At 56.0% G+C, this 17,230-nt stretch carries 11 protein-coding genes; 9 read left to right on the top strand and 2 right to left on the bottom strand.

Annotated features, from left to right (window positions below):
• Positions 1-136: 136 nt before the first annotated feature.
• The 6 genes from LG300_RS08860 (at position 137) to LG300_RS08835 (ending at position 6,340) form a co-directional block, all read left to right on the top strand.
• Positions 137-1,024 (top strand): branched-chain amino acid ABC transporter permease, encoded by an 888-nt coding sequence (locus LG300_RS08860; protein WP_404374618.1) that lies wholly within the window; start codon positions 137-139, stop codon positions 1,022-1,024.
• A gap of 2 nt (positions 1,025-1,026) precedes the next feature.
• Positions 1,027-2,028, top strand: coding sequence for a branched-chain amino acid ABC transporter permease (locus tag LG300_RS08855; RefSeq protein WP_404374616.1), 1,002 nt, complete (start codon positions 1,027-1,029; stop codon positions 2,026-2,028).
• A gap of 244 nt (positions 2,029-2,272) precedes the next feature.
• A complete protein-coding gene (locus LG300_RS08850) occupies positions 2,273-3,427 on the top strand; it encodes an acyl-CoA dehydrogenase family protein (RefSeq protein WP_404374614.1) in 1,155 nt (384 codons plus the stop codon).
• 46 nt (positions 3,428-3,473) lie between these two features.
• A complete protein-coding gene (locus LG300_RS08845) occupies positions 3,474-4,589 on the top strand; it encodes an enoyl-CoA hydratase/isomerase family protein (protein ID WP_404374612.1) in 1,116 nt (371 codons plus the stop codon).
• A gap of 42 nt (positions 4,590-4,631) precedes the next feature.
• Positions 4,632-5,528 carry a 3-hydroxyisobutyrate dehydrogenase gene (gene mmsB / locus LG300_RS08840; RefSeq protein ID WP_404374610.1) on the top strand — a complete coding sequence of 299 codons (897 nt, stop codon included), beginning with the start codon at positions 4,632-4,634 and terminating at the stop codon, positions 5,526-5,528.
• A gap of 185 nt (positions 5,529-5,713) precedes the next feature.
• Complete coding sequence (locus LG300_RS08835; protein WP_404374608.1) at positions 5,714-6,340, top strand: glutathione S-transferase family protein; 627 nt, start codon at positions 5,714-5,716, stop codon at positions 6,338-6,340.
• Between the two features lie 234 nt (positions 6,341-6,574).
• On the opposite strand, the gene LG300_RS08830 is transcribed toward LG300_RS08835, so the two are convergent.
• Positions 6,575-7,495, bottom strand: coding sequence for a ketopantoate reductase family protein (locus LG300_RS08830; protein WP_404374606.1), 921 nt, complete (start codon positions 7,493-7,495; stop codon positions 6,575-6,577).
• A 450-nt stretch (positions 7,496-7,945) separates the two neighbouring features.
• On the opposite strand from LG300_RS08830, the gene LG300_RS08825 reads away from it, so the two are divergent.
• The gene (locus LG300_RS08825) at positions 7,946-8,587 is read left to right on the top strand and encodes a hypothetical protein (RefSeq protein WP_404374603.1); all 642 of its coding nucleotides are present in this window, start codon (positions 7,946-7,948) and stop codon (positions 8,585-8,587) included.
• Positions 8,588-8,605: 18 nt separating this feature from the next.
• Complete coding sequence (locus tag LG300_RS08820; RefSeq protein WP_404374601.1) at positions 8,606-10,213, top strand: hypothetical protein; 1,608 nt, start codon at positions 8,606-8,608, stop codon at positions 10,211-10,213.
• Between the two features lie 748 nt (positions 10,214-10,961).
• Here the strand turns inward: LG300_RS08820 and LG300_RS08815 are convergent.
• Positions 10,962-11,138 carry a hypothetical protein gene (locus tag LG300_RS08815; protein ID WP_404374599.1) on the bottom strand — a complete coding sequence of 59 codons (177 nt, stop codon included), beginning with the start codon at positions 11,136-11,138 and terminating at the stop codon, positions 10,962-10,964.
• Here LG300_RS08815 and LG300_RS08810 point away from each other — a divergent pair.
• Positions 11,115-17,168, top strand: coding sequence for a peroxidase family protein (locus LG300_RS08810; protein ID WP_404374597.1), 6,054 nt, complete (start codon positions 11,115-11,117; stop codon positions 17,166-17,168). The two genes, LG300_RS08815 and LG300_RS08810, sit on opposite strands and share 24 nt — an antisense overlap.
• The last annotated feature ends 62 nt before the right edge of the window (positions 17,169-17,230 follow it).

The following is a 17,230-nucleotide window of genomic DNA, read 5'->3' as shown; positions in this document are numbered from 1 at the left end:
AAACGCCGGGCCAATGCCAGCAGGCTAGGTCCGGCGATGAAACAAGCCGTAAGGCGTTATTAAAAGCGTTTCTATAAATAAGCAACGCACAGGGGTAGCCGCAGGCTACCCGTTTGGCGGCGAGGAGAGTCATATCATGACGATGATATTCGGCGTGCCAATGGCCGTGTTCATGGGCCAGCTTACGCTAGGGCTTGTGAACGGTGCCTTTTACGCACTGCTTAGTTTGGGCCTGGCGGTCATCTTCGGCCTACTGAAGATCGTCAACTTTGCCCACGGGGCGCAATACATGCTGGGAGCCTTCGCCGCGCTGCTAGGCTTTCGCTACCTGGGTATTAACTATTGGCTGGCGCTGATTTTAGTGCCCATTGTGGTAGGTGGTTTGGGTATGTTGGTAGAGCGTTTTCTGCTGCGCCGCATTGCCCATTTGGATCACCTCTACGGATTGCTGCTGACCTTCGGGTTGGCGCTGATTTTCGAAGGTACGCTGATTAATTTCTTCGGCGTTTCTGGGGCGCGCTATGCGACCCCCGAGATTCTTCAGGGCGGCCTTAACCTTGGCTTTATGTTCCTGCCTACCTACCGCGCTTGGGTATTGGTTGCCGCGCTAGCGATGTGCTTCTTTACCTGGTTCATGATAGAGCGCACGCGGCTGGGTGCCTATCTACGTGCTGGTACGGAAAACTCTCAGTTGATGCAGGCATTCGGGGTGAACGTACCGCTGCTGATTACCTTAACCTATGGGTTTGGGGTAGGGCTTGCCGCCTTTGCTGGCGTGCTAGCGGCACCGCTCTATCCGGTGTCGCCCACTATGGGGTCAAGCCTGTTGATCGTAGTGTTTGCGGTGGTCGTTATCGGCGGCATGGGCTCTATTATGGGTGCCATTGTGACCGGTTTGGGAATGGGTATTATCGAAGGGTTAACCAAGGTGTACTACCCAGAAGCCTCTAATACCGTGATCTTTCTAGTGATGATCCTGGTGCTCATGTTACGCCCCGCTGGGCTATTCGGTAAGGAGGCATAATCATGACAACGTCTCATACAACCTCGGCAACTCCGTTGCCCTCGGCAGTGCAGGAGCGTCAACGGCGCGCCAAGCTACGCCGCAACATGTTCTATCTTGCGCTGCTAGCGCTGGGGCTGGTCGCTCCCTTTGTGGCATACCCTGTATTCCTGATGAAGATCCTCTGCTTTGCGCTGTTTGCCTGCGCTTTCAACCTGCTACTGGGATACGCTGGGCTGCTCTCGTTCGGCCATGCAGCATTCCTAGCTACCGGTGGCTATGTGACAGGGTATCTGCTGGCGAGTTACCCAGGCTTAACGCCGGAGTTGGGTATTCTCGCGGGTACGTTAATGGCGACGCTACTGGGTGTGTTATTCGGGGTGCTCTCCATTCGCCGTCAGGGTATTTATTTTGCCATGGTCACGCTGGCATTGGCGCAGCTGATGTTCTTCGTGTTTGTGCAGTCCTCCTTTACCGGCGGGGAAGATGGCCTGCATGGCGTACCGCGTGGCAACCTGTTTGGTGTGATTGACCTTAGCAGCAACCTGGCCATGTACTATTTCGTGTTTGCGGTGTTTGTGTTTGGCTTTGCGGTGATTCAACGCACCGTTCACTCTCCGTTTGGGCAAGTGCTGAAGGCCATTCGTGAAAATGAACCCCGTGCCGTGTCGCTAGGCTATAACGTGGATGCCTACAAGCTGCTTGCCTTTGTGCTCTCGGCTGCATTGGCTGGGCTGGCGGGTTCCACCAAAACCGTGGTGTTCCAGCTGGCCTCGCTTACCGATGCCCACTGGCATATGTCCGGCGAGGTAATTTTGATGACGCTGCTGGGCGGTGTGGGCACGTTGCTTGGTCCGGTCATGGGGGCAGGGTTGGTGGTTAGCCTTCAGCACCTCTTGGCGCAATCGCCGCTGGGTAATTGGGTGAGTGTCGTGTTAGGCGTCATCTTTGTAGTCTGCGTACTCAGCTTCCGCAGCGGGATTATCGGTGAGTTTGCCAAGATGTATCGCAAAAACTTTAAGTAAACGAATTGTGTTAACCGCGTCTGTCCGTGGATTGGGTGCCTTAGGGCGCCCTTTTTTCTGGCCTTGAGAAAGCAACAGCCAATGGAGCTCTACGCCAAAGGTCGAGGGGTAATCGGTTGCGCAAGGTGGGGTAAAAATATAAGTTAACGTAAACGTCAACATTGCGAACAATGACAACAACCCGTGTGTGACTCACCTGCCGCCTACCAAGGCGCGGTGCATCCACGCGCTGTGGAGATACGCCATGAATTTTGAGCTAAGTGAAGACCAGGTTGCTTTTTCCGATATGGCCCGGGCATTTGCCCAAAACGAGCTAGAACCTCACGCCGCCCAGTGGGATGCGGAAGCCCACTTTCCGGTAGATGTAATTCGTAAAGCAGGGGAGCTGGGCTTTTGTTCGCTTTATGCGCCAGAGAGCGTAGGCGGGCTAGGCCTTTCCAGGCTAGATGCCAGCATTATTTTCGAGCAGCTCTCGATGGGTTGCACCTCGACCACCGCGTACCTCACCATCCACAACATGGTGACCTGGATGCTGGCGGATTTCGGCACGCCGGACGCTGTAGCCCAGTGGGGCGAAAAGCTGGCAACTGGCGAGCTGTTGGGTTCTTACTGCTTAACCGAACCTAACTCAGGCTCCGATGCCGCCTCGTTGAAAACTACTGCCAAGCGCGATGGCGAGCACTACGTGCTGAACGGCAGCAAGATGTTTATTTCCGGCGCGGGCAGCACCGATTTCCTGGTGGTGATGGCGCGCACCGGTGGCGAAGGCCCTGGCGGCGTTTCCGCCTTTGCGGTGGATGCGAAGAGCGAAGGCATCAGCTACGGCCGCAAAGAGGACAAAATGGGCTGGAACAGCCAGCCTACCCGCATGATCACCTTCGAAGATGTGCGCGTTCCCGCCAACCATTTGCTAGGCAACGAAGGCGACGGCTTCAAGATTGCTATGAAGGGCCTGGACGGTGGGCGCATCAATATTGCCACCTGTTCTATCGGCACCGCTCAGCAGGCGCTCAATAAAGCCCGCGAGTACATGCTAGAGCGCAAGCAGTTCGGCAAGCGCCTGGCCGAGTTCCAAGCGCTGCAGTTCCGCCTAGCCGATATGGTGACCGAGCTGGTGGCCGCGCGCCAACTGGTACGCATGGCCGCCACCAAGCTGGATGCGGGCCACCCGGATGCCACCACCTACTGCGCCATGGCCAAGCGGTTCGCGACCGATGTGGGCTTCAAGGTGTGCGACGAAGCGCTGCAGCTCTACGGCGGCAATGGCTACATTAAGGAGTACCCGATGGAGCGCTACGTGCGCGATACCCGCGTGCACCGTATTCTGGAAGGCACCAACGAGATTATGCGGCTGATTATTTCCCGCCGTGTACTGGCCGACGGTGCCGCTGAGCTATAGCCGCCAGGGCACATATCTCCAAGCCCCGAGCATATAAGGACAAACCATGAGTTGCGTACTGTTTGAAGAGCACACCACCCAAGATGGCCATGTGATTGGCGAGATTACCCTGAACGCCGAGCGCTCGCTCAATGCGCTCACGCTGGAGATGATCGAAGAGATCTTGCCGCGCCTGAACCAGTGGCAAAGCGACGAGCGGGTCGTAGCCGTGCTGCTGGATAGCGCAGGCGAAAAAGCCTTCTGCGCCGGTGGCGATGTGGTCAACCTCTACAAGGCCATTCAGGGCGACGGCGCAGCCGATTTCCCCGAGCGCTTCTTCGAGAACGAGTACCGCCTGGATTACCAGCTGCACACCTTCCCCAAGCCGGTGATTTGCTGGGGCAACGGCATCGTGATGGGTGGTGGCATGGGCCTGTTAAGCGGCAGCAGCCACCGCATCGTCACGGAAACCTCGAGGCTTGCTATGCCGGAAGTGACCATTGGGTTGTACCCGGATGTAGGCGCGAGCTGGTTCCTTAACCGCCTACCGGGCGGCGCCGGGCGGTTTCTGGCCATGACTGGCGGGCAAATTAACGCCCCGGATGCGGTTCACCTGGGTCTTGCCGACCGCGCCATTGCCAGCCACTACCGCGACGAGCTGGCAGAAAAGCTGCTAGCAGCCAGCTGGGGCGAAGGCGAACACACCGACGCCCATGGCGTGGTGAATCGCTTGCTGCGTGAGCTAGAGCAGGATTCGCAAGAGGTGTTTGCGGAGATGGAAGCGCCGGTTTATAAGTCCGCTTCACTGATTCGTGAGCTGATGGACCACGACACCGTCGAGCAGATGGTCGAGGCTGTGCTGGCAGTCGAGACCGACGACAAGTGGTTCAGCAAAGCGCAAAAAACCTTGGCACACGGCAGTCCTGTTTCTATCAAACTGATCGACGAACAGCTTAGCCGTGCCAAACACATGTCGCTGGCGGAAGTGTTCCAGTTTGAGCTTTCGCTCTCTGTGCAGTGCTGCCGCCACCGGGAGTTTCCCGAAGGCGTGCGCGCGCTGCTGGTGGATAAAGACGGCCAGCCAAGCTGGACCTACCCAGACGTGGCCTCGGTCGAGCCTTCCTTTATTGACGAGCTGCTGGCCCCCGCATGGGACACCAACCCGCTGGCAGACCTTAAATAACGCACACTGCACTCTCTACAACACGCTAATAAGGATAAAAAGATGACTACCGTTGCGTTTATTGGTTTAGGCAATATGGGCGGCCCCATGGCCGCCAACCTGGCGAAAGCTGGCTTTAACGTGCGCGCTTTTGACCTTTCCGCCCAAGCGCTGGAAACCGCTAAATCTCAAGGCTGCGAGATTGCCGCCACCGCTACGGAAGCGGCCACCGATGCCGACTTCGTCATCTCCATGCTGCCCGCAGGCAAGCACGTGCGCGGGCTGTACGTGGATGGTGACTCGCCGCTGTTCGAGGTGATCAAGCCAAGCGCGCTGGTGATTGATTGCTCCACCATTGATGCCGATACCGCCCGTCAAGTAGCCGCTGCTGGCGTTGAAAAGGGCATTGGCTTTGTGGATGCACCGGTTTCCGGTGGGGTAGGCGGTGCCCAGGCGGGCACGCTGACCTTTATCGTCGGCGGCTCGGAGGCTCAGTTCGCCCAGGCGCAGCCGGTGCTGCAAGCCATGGGTAAAAACATCTTCCACGCAGGCGACCACGGCGCGGGGCAGGTGGCTAAAGTGTGCAACAACATGCTGCTCTCGATTCTGATGGCAGGCACCTGCGAAGCGATCAACATGGGCGTCAAAAACGGCCTAGACCCCGCCGTGCTTTCGGAAATCATGAAGCAAAGCTCCGGCGGCAACTGGGCGCTTAACGTCTACAACCCCTACCCGGGAGTGATGGAAAACGCCCCCGCTTCGAAAGGCTACCAGGGCGGCTTCCAGGTGGATCTGATGATCAAAGACCTAGGCCTAGCCATGGATGTCAGCCAACAAAGCGCATCCCCCGTGCCCATGGGCTCCGCCGCCCGTTCGCTGTTCACCCTGCACAAAGCAGGCGGCAACGGCAAACTCGACTTCTCCAGCCTGCTCAAGCTGTATCAGGATAAGGGTGAGTAGTAAGCGGTAAATAGTGAGGAGCGAGTCGTGAGTGGTCGGGCGTAAGGGGAGGGTGTGGGGTGGTAGGCAGCTTTAGCTCGCGACCTATTCGCTAAGCCCCACAACCCTGATAAAGCGGCCAACTTGCCACTCACCCCCACCCAAGGCACACTCAAAAACTTTCCTAACCAACAACAAGGACTGCCATGATTACGCTTTGGGGCCGCAACAACTCCACTAACGTCAAAAAAGTGCTCTGGGCACTGGAAGAACTGGAACTACCGTTCGAGCAGATCATGGCAGGCCTGCAACACGGCGTAAACGACACGCCGGAATACCTCGCCATGAACCCCAACGGTTTGGTGCCGCTGCTTAAAGATGACGCCACCCAAAGCGTGCTGTGGGAGTCCAACACCATCATCCGCTACCTAGCGGCGCAGTACGGCCCCAACCATTTATGGATTGCAAGCCCTGCCAAACGGGCGCAAATGGAAAAGTGGATGGATTGGTCTAGCAGCTTGCTAACCCCCGCCCACCGCACCATTTTGATGGGCTATGTACGCACCCCGCCGGAACAGCGCGATAGCACACTGCTAGACCCCGCCATCGCCACCTGCGAAAAACTCTTCGCCCAGCTAGACGCCGCGTTAAGCCAGCAGGCCTGGTTCTCTGGCGATGAATTCGGCCTTGCCGATATCGCCATCGCCCCGTTCACCTACAACCTCTTAAACAGCGGCCTTACTTGGCAGCCCCGCCCGCATCTACAGCGCTGGAAAGAGCAACTTGCCGAACGCCCCGCTTACCGCAAGGTAGTGATGATTCCCGTCACCTGAAAAATCATTTCGAACTTGGCGTGTATCTTCGCCGCTGAAGAGGGGTAATCATCCCGTAGCGCGGCGTAACGAGCCACGCGAGGCACCCTCGAAGGGCGGCAAAGCCGCCACTGGGCTGTTATCGACATACTCAATCTACCCATCGGGCGTTATAACAATACTCAACTTTAGTGCTTGTGAGAGCGCCTGTGGGAGGGCGCTTCAGCGCGCGACGATCCAGCCACCCAAGCCTGCCTAAAACCCCGCCTCCAACAACGTCAGTTCCTGATCTAGCCCCTTCAATACCTCACACCCCAACCCATGCTGCTCGGCACGCTCAATCAACGGCCCCAAAATCGCCCCGCGCTCGGTAAGCCGCTTAGCCTCCACATCCTGCAGCATCGAGGCTTTATTGTTCGTGGTGTTCTCCACCACTTGCCACACCAGCGCCAACCACGCGGCTTCACCCTCGCCACCGTTCGGCGGCACAACGCCTTCCTTCGCTAAAATCGCCGCCACTTCCTTCACCACGGCAACCACACGGCCCGAGTAGGCATCACCGCGAAGTTCCCCATTGCGCACGCCATGCAACGCCACCAGCGGGTTAATCGCCGCGTTGACCGCTAACTTCTGCCACAGGCGGCTGCGAATATCGTTCACGGCCGTAGCGGTAAACCCCGCCTCACTCAATAGCGCCGCTAAGGGTTCCGCTAACCCTGGGTGCTGGTTATCCAAATCCCCAACAAACGTTGGCCCACGGCCTGCGTGTACCACGCCATCATCCCCGGTTAAGTACGCCCCTTGAGTAGTGGTAGCGCACAGCACCGGCCCAGGCCAAATTTGGGTAATGCGCGGCTGGGCATAAAAACCGTTCTGCCACAGCAACAGCGGGGTAGAAGGGGGCAGCAGGCTGGCAATACTCGAAAGCGCCGCCTCTGCGGCCATAGCTTTGGTGGTGATATGCACAAACGCAGGCGGTTTAGACGGATCAGAAGCCAACTGTTCAGCAGTGAGTGAGGTTAAGTGCTGAACACGTGCTTCGCCTTCCGGCGTGGTTAGCACCTGCCGCGTAGGCAGTGCGCGGCGACCAATCACCGCCACCTCCACAAACGGGGCCAGCGAGTGCGCCAACAGGCGGCCAATGGCCCCAGGGCCAAGAATCCAGTGGGTTGTCATGGTCAAAACATCTTCAGCAACGAGAGTGCCGCCAAGCTTACCGTGTTCGGTGTGGGGAGGCTAAGGGGAGAAAAAGGGTTGGGTTGAGGCTATTTTTTAGTGACGTGGGTAAGGATAGTTTGGTAGGTTTGAGGCTAAGCGGATTTGATTAGTCGATAGTGAGTAGAAGATTGCGATGGTTATTGCCAAGCAGGAAGTGATAAGGAATGTCAGGTTTCGACCCAAAGCGGACCTTCCAGAGATAGCGGCATGCTGATTCAGCCGTGTTATGCAGCCTATTTATACTTAATTTATTTTAATTTCAATGGGATGGATCGTGAATGATGGGCTGTATAACCTCAATGAACGCGCCGCCGGGTTCATTGAGGTTATGTAGAGGGGTGTATAATCACTGTTAGCTGCCCAAGTTAAAATTTGTAAGTTTAAACTAAATCCAAAAAGGAGATTGATATGTGGGGTAAAATTTTGGCTGGTGCTGCGGTTGGTATTGGCGCAGTTGCTGCTGCGCCATTTACGGGAGGCGGTTCATTATTGGGTGGAGCATCTTTGATTGCCTCACTCACAGGTGCAGGAACTATTGCAGCAGCAGTGGGTGCTGGTGCCGTGGGAGGGGTTGTTGGCGCTGCCGTGGCTGACAGTGATGATAAGGAGAAGGAACAGATCAAAGACCAAGGAAGAGCTGAAGGAAAGGCTGAAAATGCTTTGCAGATAGAAAAGCTTGCTAACAATCTTTCTGAAGCACTAGAGAAGCTTAAATCTCATGATGAACATTTCAAAGCTATTATTGCAATGGAAGCAGTTGGGATTGCTTGCGCTGCATGTGATGGTGACTTCTCTGATAATGAAAGGGAAGAAATTGGAGAGTTTGTCAAAGGAATGATTGCTCAGAGCATTCCAAAGGATGTAAAGGAAAAAATCCAAAGTATTTATGACAATCCACCAACTGTTAAAGAAGCGTTCTTGTTGGCAAGAGACTCAGGTATGTCTCTAGATGTATATGAGGATTTAATTAGGTTTGTCATGGAAATAGATGGCATAAAGCCAGAAGAAGAGGCGTTTGTTCAAGCTTGGAATCAGCTTAAAGCAGCATAATACATGGAGTAATAAATAATGAGCGGCAGAATTGATCGTTTTAAAAAAAGGAAAGAATTAATAAAGAAAAATCAGTCTCTGCCGTTCGTTCGTGGCGTTACTGATCAAGAACTGGTCGACAAGCTTCTTCGTCAAGGCATTGATAGCGATCGTGTGACAAGCCTTTGTTATTCAACTGATCTTAACGTTTCTGTGGAGGTAAATGCCGAGCATGTCGAGACTTTGCTTTCCGAACTTAGGGCTTCATTCCACAAAGATCGATTGGAACAGCTTATAGATGAAACGAAGCGCGGCGTCATATTATCGATCGCAGGTCCATTTGGGCTTGGAAAAATAATAAGTGCTTATGACAAAACGGGCGGAAATGTAACAACAATAAACAACGCAAATAACGGTGTTTATGCTAAAGACGAAGATCGTTATAGAAGAGAGGACTACACACATAGCAAAAATAGTGAAGGCAAGCAGTTTGCCAATGCAGGAAAAAACAGCTCAGGTTCTATCTATACTCGTTCTCAAATGGATGAGAATGATATGGTGCAAGATGCTTATACTGGGAAAATGACAAAAGCAGACACTACAAGTCCAGATCATATAGAGTCATTATCTCAACACCATAAAAATGGCGGCTTCATGCAGAAGTCAGAACAAAAAGCTGACTTTGCGACGGACGAAGATAACCTTGCACTGACAGACCGTTCAATAAATCAATCAATGAGGGATTTTGATAAAGAAAAGTGGATGTCAAAGAAGGATAAATCTGGAGCTGAAAATAAAGATCGATTTGATATAGATGAGAAAAAATTAAAGGATAAGATCCAGCAAGGCAAAGAAACTTCAGCAAGACATTTGCCATCTGATACAGATAAAGCAAAATACTATCTGAAAAATTCAGCGACCACAGGTCTAAGCGAAGGCGCTAAAATGGGCGCACAACAAGGATTTGGTTATCTTTTGGTCGAGTTTTTTTCAAGTGCTATTGTTGAAATAAAAGATGCATACAATAATGGGCTTGAAGGCGATAGTTTATATAAGGACATCAAGTCTCGTTTGATTCGTATTGGCCGAAACGTTGCAGATAAATGGAAAGGGGTAGTAGAAGGTTTTTCTGCTGGATTTATATCAGGTTTTATATCAAACCTAATTACAACACTAGTAAACATGTTTGTAACTACCGCTAAGCGATTTGTTAGGATGATCAGAGAAGGTGTTTTTTCCTTATTAAAAGCATTGAAGCTCATCCTTTTTCCACCTGCTGACATGAGTTTTGCCGAAACAATGCACGAGGCTATGAAGCTAATTGCAGCTGGTGGTGTTGTTATTGCTGGCGTAGCACTCGAAGAAGTCATTGAAAAGCTTATTCTAGGCGTGCCATTTCTCGTGCCATTTGCCCCTGTTGTAACAGCGGTAATTGTTGGGTCACTAACCGCTATCGCAATGTCTTTGGTCGCTTATTTAATAGATAAAATGGATATTCTTTGCGTTATTAAGGCTCAGGAAACCAAATTCATATTGGAAAATCTTGATAAGGATATCGATGAGAAGTTAAAGAGATGCGAGCGCATTTCCGAAGAAGTGGATGAGTTTCTTAGTGAAAGCTCTTTCTTATTGCCACAAAGCAGCTAACAAGGCGCTGCACGCGGATAAATTACTCGCTGCGCTCGCAATTTACCGGTGAGCGCGGCGTTAAAGCGCTATATCAATGGCTCCTAAAAGGCTGCTCTTGGCGGAAACGAAAAATATTAATCATACAAATAAATAAAATCTGATAGTTCATGCGTGCAGTAAGTAAACAGAGCGCCCTGACAAGGGCGCTCGCTGTTACAGCCGAATCAAACGGGTTTTAAGCGCCACCAGCCGCTCATAACTCACTCCATAGGCGAAGGCAGTGTTGCCGGTTTTATCTCCCGTTAGGAAGCTAACTTTAGGAGCTAACGCAGTCCTCCTACCAAACATAGGGCTGTAATCGGGTGAAGCATTCACACGCCCGGTGGGCTTTTAAATCACGCCGCCCATACTCGCCCCGTGACCCGCTAACGCTCTTACCACCATCTCGCCATAACCAGAGGCGGTCATAGACCGCCCCATGTCTGCGTCAGCTACACATCCTTGGAAAGCCCTGCCCCCAACGTGTCCTCTCATGGGTCATCTAGGTGGCTGTATAGGTGGCATTAGCCAATTAGGGTTTCAAATAAATCCTAATGCCCTAGTGGCTGATGATGAAAATACGTACCTCACCATAAAAACCCCATCCCTTTGAATGAGTAACGCTGTTTTTCTGGGTGAGAACCCTCGCAGTGAAGTAATGATGATTTTGAGGGGGTAAAGAAGTATTTCGCAACGTAACCTTGTGTAAGCAAGAGATGAGTAAGCTTTACCACGGATGGTGTGTCCGTCGCGGTATGACGATATACCCGTCGGCTTTAAAGATAGAAAGCAGCCGTCCGCTGGTGAAATTGATGGGCCGCAAAGTAACGTTTCGTTCAAAAAAATAAGTAGCAGTGCCCGGTGGGGCCTGGGAGGGAACATGGCTGTCAAACTGAACCAACATGATCTGCAATTCATCCTGGATCAGATCAAAGTCGCGGAAGCGCATTCCGCAGGAACGCCGCTTGAGGAGCTTGTCGATAGTCCGCTTCTGCCCACAGGCCTGCGTACTGTTGATGGCAGCTACAACAACTTCGGGATCGGCCGCGAGCAATGGGGGGCGTCGGGGCAGCCTTTCGTCCCCATTGCCGAGGGGTCATTTGGGCAGGGGAGCGGTGCACTGCCAGGTGGCTTCGGCTATCCCACTAACAACGATTACGGTGAAGCGGGTGACGTGGTTGATGTCGAACCGCGTTTGATCTCTAACCTGATCGTTGACCAAACGCTGGATAATCCGGCGGCAATCGCGACGGCACTCCAGCATGCGGGAATGAACGGCCAGGCGATGCTTGATGCCGTGAACGAGATCCACGCGCAACACGATATCGTGCGAACGCTGAGTGATGCCGGGCTAGAGGAGTCCTCCGCCTACACGACCGCGAAGGGCGCACTCGACACTCTGCTCGCCTCGTACGGAGTCGAGATGGATGGCGTCACGGTCATGCTGCCGAACGTCTCCCCGGACGAGGGGCTTTCGGCTTCCTATAACTCCGTCTTCACTCTGTTCGGCCAGTTCTTCGACCACGGGCTTGATCTGGTGGCAAAAGGGGGCAACGGCACGGTCTACATGCCGCTGTCGCCGGACGACCCGCTGTACAACCCCAATAGCCCCACCAATTTTATGGTGATGACACGCGCCACCACCGATGATTCGGCGGGCAACGTCACTACGCCGTGGGTGGACCAGAACCAGACCTACACCTCGCATCCCTCGCACCAAGTATTCCTGCGCGAATACGAGATGGTTGAGGGTCGTCCTGTGGCGACCGGCCACCTGCTCGACGGCGCGCGCGGCCTGCCGACCTGGGCTGACATCAAGGCTCAGGCGCGCACGCTGCTGGGTATTGAGCTTACCGACAAGGATGTGGGTGCTGTGCCGCTGGTGGCGGTCGACCCCTACGGTGAGTTTATCCGCGGCGAGAATGGGCTTCCCCAACTGATCACCGGCTTCGACGGCGCGGGCAACCCCATCCTGACCGAGGGGAATTTGGCGGCACCAGTCGACCCGTCTGTGGTCGGCGCGGCACGCACCGGTACGGCATTTCTGGACGACATCGCTCATGCCGCCGTCCCTGTGCTCGCTAATGGCGAACTGCAAGCGGATGATGATTCCGAGCCCGGCTACAGCGGCGAGTTCGGTCCCCGCGGCGCTCAGACTGCCTATGATAACGAGCTGCTGGACGCGCACTACGTTACCGGCGACGGCCGTGGCAACGAGAACATCGGCCTGACCTCGATTCACCACATCTTCCACTCCGAGCACAATCGCATTGCGGAGCAGGTGAAGGAGGTGGTGCTTGAGAGCGGGGATCTCGACTTCCTGAACCAGTGGCTGGCCGGCCCTGACCTTACCTCTTGGCCCAGCGCGGCTGAGATTGAGGGGCTAGCGTGGGATGGCGAAAGAATCTTCCAGGCAGCGCGCTTCACGACCGAAATGGAGTACCAGCACCTGGTCTTCGAGGAGTTCGCGCGGAAGATCCAGCCGGATATTGATGTATTCATGGTGCAGCCCGATGCCGAACTGAACCCGGTTATCTTTTCCGAGTTCGCGCATGTGGTCTACCGGTTCGGGCACTCGATGCTCAACGAGACGGTTGACCGCATCAACGCGGATGGCAGCCGTGATGACATGGATCTGTTCGACGCCTTCTTGAACCCACTGGCTCTCGGCTCGGACACCGTGAGCCATGACGAAGCGGCGGGCGCGATCCTGCGCGGTATGACGGCCCAGGTTGGCAACGAGGTTGACGAGTTCGTCACCAACACCTTGCGCAACCAGCTCCTCGGTATTCCGCTTGACCTTCCCGCGATCAACATCGCCCGCGGGCGGGATACCGGCATGCCCACCCTCAACGAGGCCCGGGCGCAGTTTATGGAGATGGCGGATGGCGACACGCAGCTCAAGCCGTACACCAGCTGGGCCGACTTCGCTGAGAACATGAAGAACCCCGCCTCGGTCATCAACTTCATCGCGGCCTACGGCACGCATGAGTCGGTCACTTCCGAAGACACCATCGCTGGCAAGCGTGCGGCGGCCACTGATCTTGTTCTCGGTGCTCCGAACGAGAGCGCAGCTGATCGGGAGGCACGCCTCGACTGGCTTAATGCGCCAGCCGAGCAGACAGGCGTGAACGACATCGACCTGTGGATGGGCGGCCTCGCCGAGAAGAAGATGCCCTTCGGCGGCATGCTCGGCTCCACCTTCGCCTTCGTCTTCGAAATGCAGCTCGAGAACCTGCAGGATGCTGACCGGTTCTACTACCTGTCGCGCACCCAGGGGTTGAACCTGCTGACCGAGCTGGAGAATAACTCCCTGGCCAAGATGGCCCTGGCAAATACCGACCTCGAGGAGACCGGCTTTGCGATCCCGGGCGATATCTTCTCGACACCGGATCACATCTTCTATGTCGATTACGCCAAGCAGATGCAGATGACCGGGGTGGATGATCCTCAACACGAAGATCCGTTCCTTCAGTCCGCCTCTCAACTGGTCGAGCGCGGGGCGCCTGACGCGCAAGGCGACGGTGCCTACCTGCGCTATAACGGTGCCGACCACGTTGTCATCCAAGGTACGGACGGCAACGATCGCATCGTCGCTGGCGGTGGCGACGACACCGTTTGGGGTGACGCGGGCGACGACCGCATCGAGGCCGGGTATGGCGTCGACAAGATCAACGGCGGCGAGGGTGACGACATCATCACCAACGCCGGGACCGATATCGGCGAAGTCGACATGCTCAAGGGAGACGAGGGCAACGACGTTATCCATGGCGGCAGCGGCGCGGCGCTGATCTTCGGTGGCCGTGGCAAGGACTTCCTGGTTACCGGCCCGGACGGGTCTGAGATCCGCGCTGGCATGGGGGATGACTTCCTCCTCGGTGGCGACGGCCCTGACGTACTCTTCGGCAACGAAGGCCACGACTGGGTCGAAGGTAAGAGTCGCTTCGAGTACATCGCTGGCGACAACGGCGAACTCTTCTTCAACTCCACGGTGATCGGCCACGATATCCTCAACGGCGGCAATGGCGACACCGACTACGACGCCGACTCAGGCGACGACATCATGGTGGCGGGAGAGGGTATTCAGAAGAACATCGGCATGTGGGGGCACGATTGGGTCATCCACAAAGGCCAAAACGTGGCGGCCGACGCCGATATGAACGTGGAGGTATTCACCACGCTGCCGCTGGAAGTGCTGCGGGACCGTTTCAGCCAAGTGGAGGCGCTGTCTGGCTGGGTGCAGGACGACATCCTGCGCGGCGACAACCGGAGCAATGAGGAGGAGGGTGCCACGCCGATCGTCGCCGACCCGACGCCTGAGGGCAACTTCATCTATAACGAGCTAGACCAAGCAGGTATTGACCGGATCGACGGCCTCGACCAGCTGATTACCCCCGATATGATGCGCAACGCGGAATACTGGGCTGATGGCTCTGGTGATGAAAAGCTGGTGTTTACCGGCGGCAATATCCTGCTGGGCGGTGGCGGCAGCGACACGATTGAGGGGCGCGGTGGCGACGATGTTATCGACGGCGACGCGTGGCTCAACGTGCGTATCGCTATCATGACGAACCGCGATGGCACCGGCGAGGAGATCGCGACGGTCGATAGCATGGACGGGCCGGTGACTCTCACCATCAACGGCACGGCGGTCACTCGTCCGCTGTCGGCGTGGATGGTCGAGGGCCGGATCAACCCCGGGCAATTGCAGATGGTCCGCGAGATCCTTGAGGACGAATCCGGTATCGACACGGCCCTCTATTGGGGAGATCGCGCCGCCTACGAGATTGCGGTGAATGAAGACACCGGTCGGCTCACCGTAGCACATGTTGATGTGGACGATGCAGCGGTGGACCCAGTAAGCGGGCAGAACCGTGTCTCCGATGGCACCGACCTCGTCAGCAATATCGAAGTGCTGTCCTTCGGGGATAGCGACCTGCAGGTTATTACCGGAACCAATGGCAACGACGTTGGTGCAACGCGCCTTGAGGGCACCGAAGGGGACGATATCCTGATCGGCCTTGCCGGTAACGACAACCTGCTCGCAGGCGGCGGCGACGACCTTGTCTACGGCGGTGCAGGCAATGATCGCCTGATCGGCGCGGACGGCAACGACACTCTCGATGGCGGTGATGGGGATGACTTCCTCAACGGCGGGGATGGCGACGATACGCTGCTGGGCGGCGCTGGTGCGGACGACCTTCGCGGTGGGCTTGGTGATGATGCCCTTGAGGGCGGAGACGGCGACGACCTACTTTTCGGGCTCGCTGGCAATGACACTCTCGAAGGTGGCGCTGGTAATGACGACCTCAACGGCGGTGGTGGCAACGACGTTCTGAACGGCGGAGAGGGCGATGACATCCTGTTCGGTAGCGCCGGTGATGACCTGCTGATCACCGAGGCCGATGGCGGGCGCGATATCCTTGATGGCGGCAACCAAGTTGATACCGCAGAAATCCTCGGCAGCGCCGGTGAAGCTGAATCCTTCGCGATTCTCGATCGGATCAATGCCCTGGCCCAGGGCTTTGCCGACCTCGACGCTGGAACGGAGATCGTCATCGTCCGTAACGGGGTGGTGATGGCGGAACTCGCTAACATCGAGGAAATCGTCATCGACGGCCAGGGAGGCGGCGACACGTTTACGATTGCCGGCGACTTCACTGGAACCAGCCTAGCGATGAGCACTATCCACGTGATGGGCTCGGAGGATGACGATGTCTTAGACATCTCGGCACTGAGTTCTGCGCATCGGGTGGTGTTCAAAACCATGGGCGGCCACGACACGGTGGTGGGCGCACTTCGGGAGCAGGATGCCGTCGAACTTGCCGACGGCACGATGCTCGCTGACCACCCCGTCGAGGCCAACGAAGCGGGCGAGGCTCTGGTAGGCGACGACGAGAACTCCGTCCGCTTCGAGGTCGAGCCCGAGTCGGAACAGCCGGAAGACGAAGACGAGACCGAAACCGACGATGAATCGGAGGGCGAGGAAGACGAAGAACAATACGAGGAGGAATACGAGGAAGAGTACGAAGAAGACGAAGAAGACGAAGAAGAGTACGAGGAAGGCGAAGAAGAGTATGAGGAGGAAGACGGAACGCAAGTGATACCGGCTGCGGCCATGGCTGGCGGCGAAGGCGCTGATACGCTGATCGGAACAGCGGAGAGCGAGACCATCATGGGCTTGGGCGGTCGAGATGTCGTCTTCGGCCATGACGGCGACGACGACATCCTCGGCGGCGACGGCGCGGATATGCTCTACGGTGATGACGGCGACGATCGGGTGTTTGGCGAGGACGGCAACGACTTTATCAATGCCGGGGCTGGCGATGACACGGTCTTCGGCGGCGAGGGAGACGATATGTTCGTGGCCGAAGCCGATGACGGCGACGATACCTACTACGGCGACGACATGGTGGGCGGCAGTGACAGCGACAGCGACACGCTGGATATGTCAGCCATTATGTCAGCGATCAAGGCAGATCTCGGCACCGGCTTCATGGGGCGCGGCAGCGTCTCGAGCGCTGAGACTGGCAATGATGGGCTGTGGGGTGTCGAGAACATCGTCACGGGATCGGGAGACGATACGATCACAGCGAGCCGCGCGGCTAACGTGATGGATGGCGGGGCAGGCAACGACACGTTCCGCTTCCTCTCCGCAGCGGATGCGGACGGCGATACCATCATGGGATTTCAGCCGGGCGACCGTATCGATCTCAGCGGTGTGGATGCGCATGGCTGTGCAACGGGGAACCAGAGCTTCACGTTAGTGACCGAGGCCTTCACCGGCGTTGGCCAGCTGATGTTCAGCCATCAAACCCGCGACGGCGAGGACTACACCGTCGTTGAAGGCAACACGACCGGAGACGACGATGCGGATTTCTCCATCAGCATCAAGGGTCGGCATGAGCTGGGAGCGAGCGACTTCAACCTATAACGAACGATAACAATAACAAGCCCTGCGGGCGTACCCGCCCGCAGGGAACGCCCGTTCAACTT

It is taken from the genome of Vreelandella aquamarina (genome assembly GCF_044805175.1).
Taxonomy (GTDB): Bacteria; Pseudomonadota; Gammaproteobacteria; order Pseudomonadales; family Halomonadaceae; genus Vreelandella; species Vreelandella aquamarina_B.
Note: the sequence above shows the minus strand (reverse complement) of the source record. Positions and strands in the feature narration are given on the sequence as shown.

Excerpts from the sequence above, each read along its gene's own strand:
- mmsB (WP_404374610.1), top strand. The coding sequence starts at position 4,632 with ATGACTACCGTTGCGTTTATTGGTTTAGGCAATATGGGCGGCCCCATG.
- LG300_RS08810 (WP_404374597.1), top strand. The coding sequence starts at position 11,115 with ATGGCTGTCAAACTGAACCAACATGATCTGCAATTCATCCTGGATCAG.
- LG300_RS08850 (WP_404374614.1), top strand. The coding sequence starts at position 2,273 with ATGAATTTTGAGCTAAGTGAAGACCAGGTTGCTTTTTCCGATATGGCC.
- LG300_RS08825 (WP_404374603.1), top strand. The coding sequence starts at position 7,946 with ATGTGGGGTAAAATTTTGGCTGGTGCTGCGGTTGGTATTGGCGCAGTT.
- LG300_RS08830 (WP_404374606.1), bottom strand. The coding sequence starts at position 7,495 with ATGACAACCCACTGGATTCTTGGCCCTGGGGCCATTGGCCGCCTGTTG.
- LG300_RS08845 (WP_404374612.1), top strand. The coding sequence starts at position 3,474 with ATGAGTTGCGTACTGTTTGAAGAGCACACCACCCAAGATGGCCATGTG.
- LG300_RS08860 (WP_404374618.1), top strand. The coding sequence starts at position 137 with ATGACGATGATATTCGGCGTGCCAATGGCCGTGTTCATGGGCCAGCTT.
- LG300_RS08855 (WP_404374616.1), top strand. The coding sequence starts at position 1,027 with ATGACAACGTCTCATACAACCTCGGCAACTCCGTTGCCCTCGGCAGTG.
- LG300_RS08835 (WP_404374608.1), top strand. The coding sequence starts at position 5,714 with ATGATTACGCTTTGGGGCCGCAACAACTCCACTAACGTCAAAAAAGTG.
- LG300_RS08815 (WP_404374599.1), bottom strand. The coding sequence starts at position 11,138 with ATGTTGGTTCAGTTTGACAGCCATGTTCCCTCCCAGGCCCCACCGGGC.
- LG300_RS08820 (WP_404374601.1), top strand. The coding sequence starts at position 8,606 with ATGAGCGGCAGAATTGATCGTTTTAAAAAAAGGAAAGAATTAATAAAG.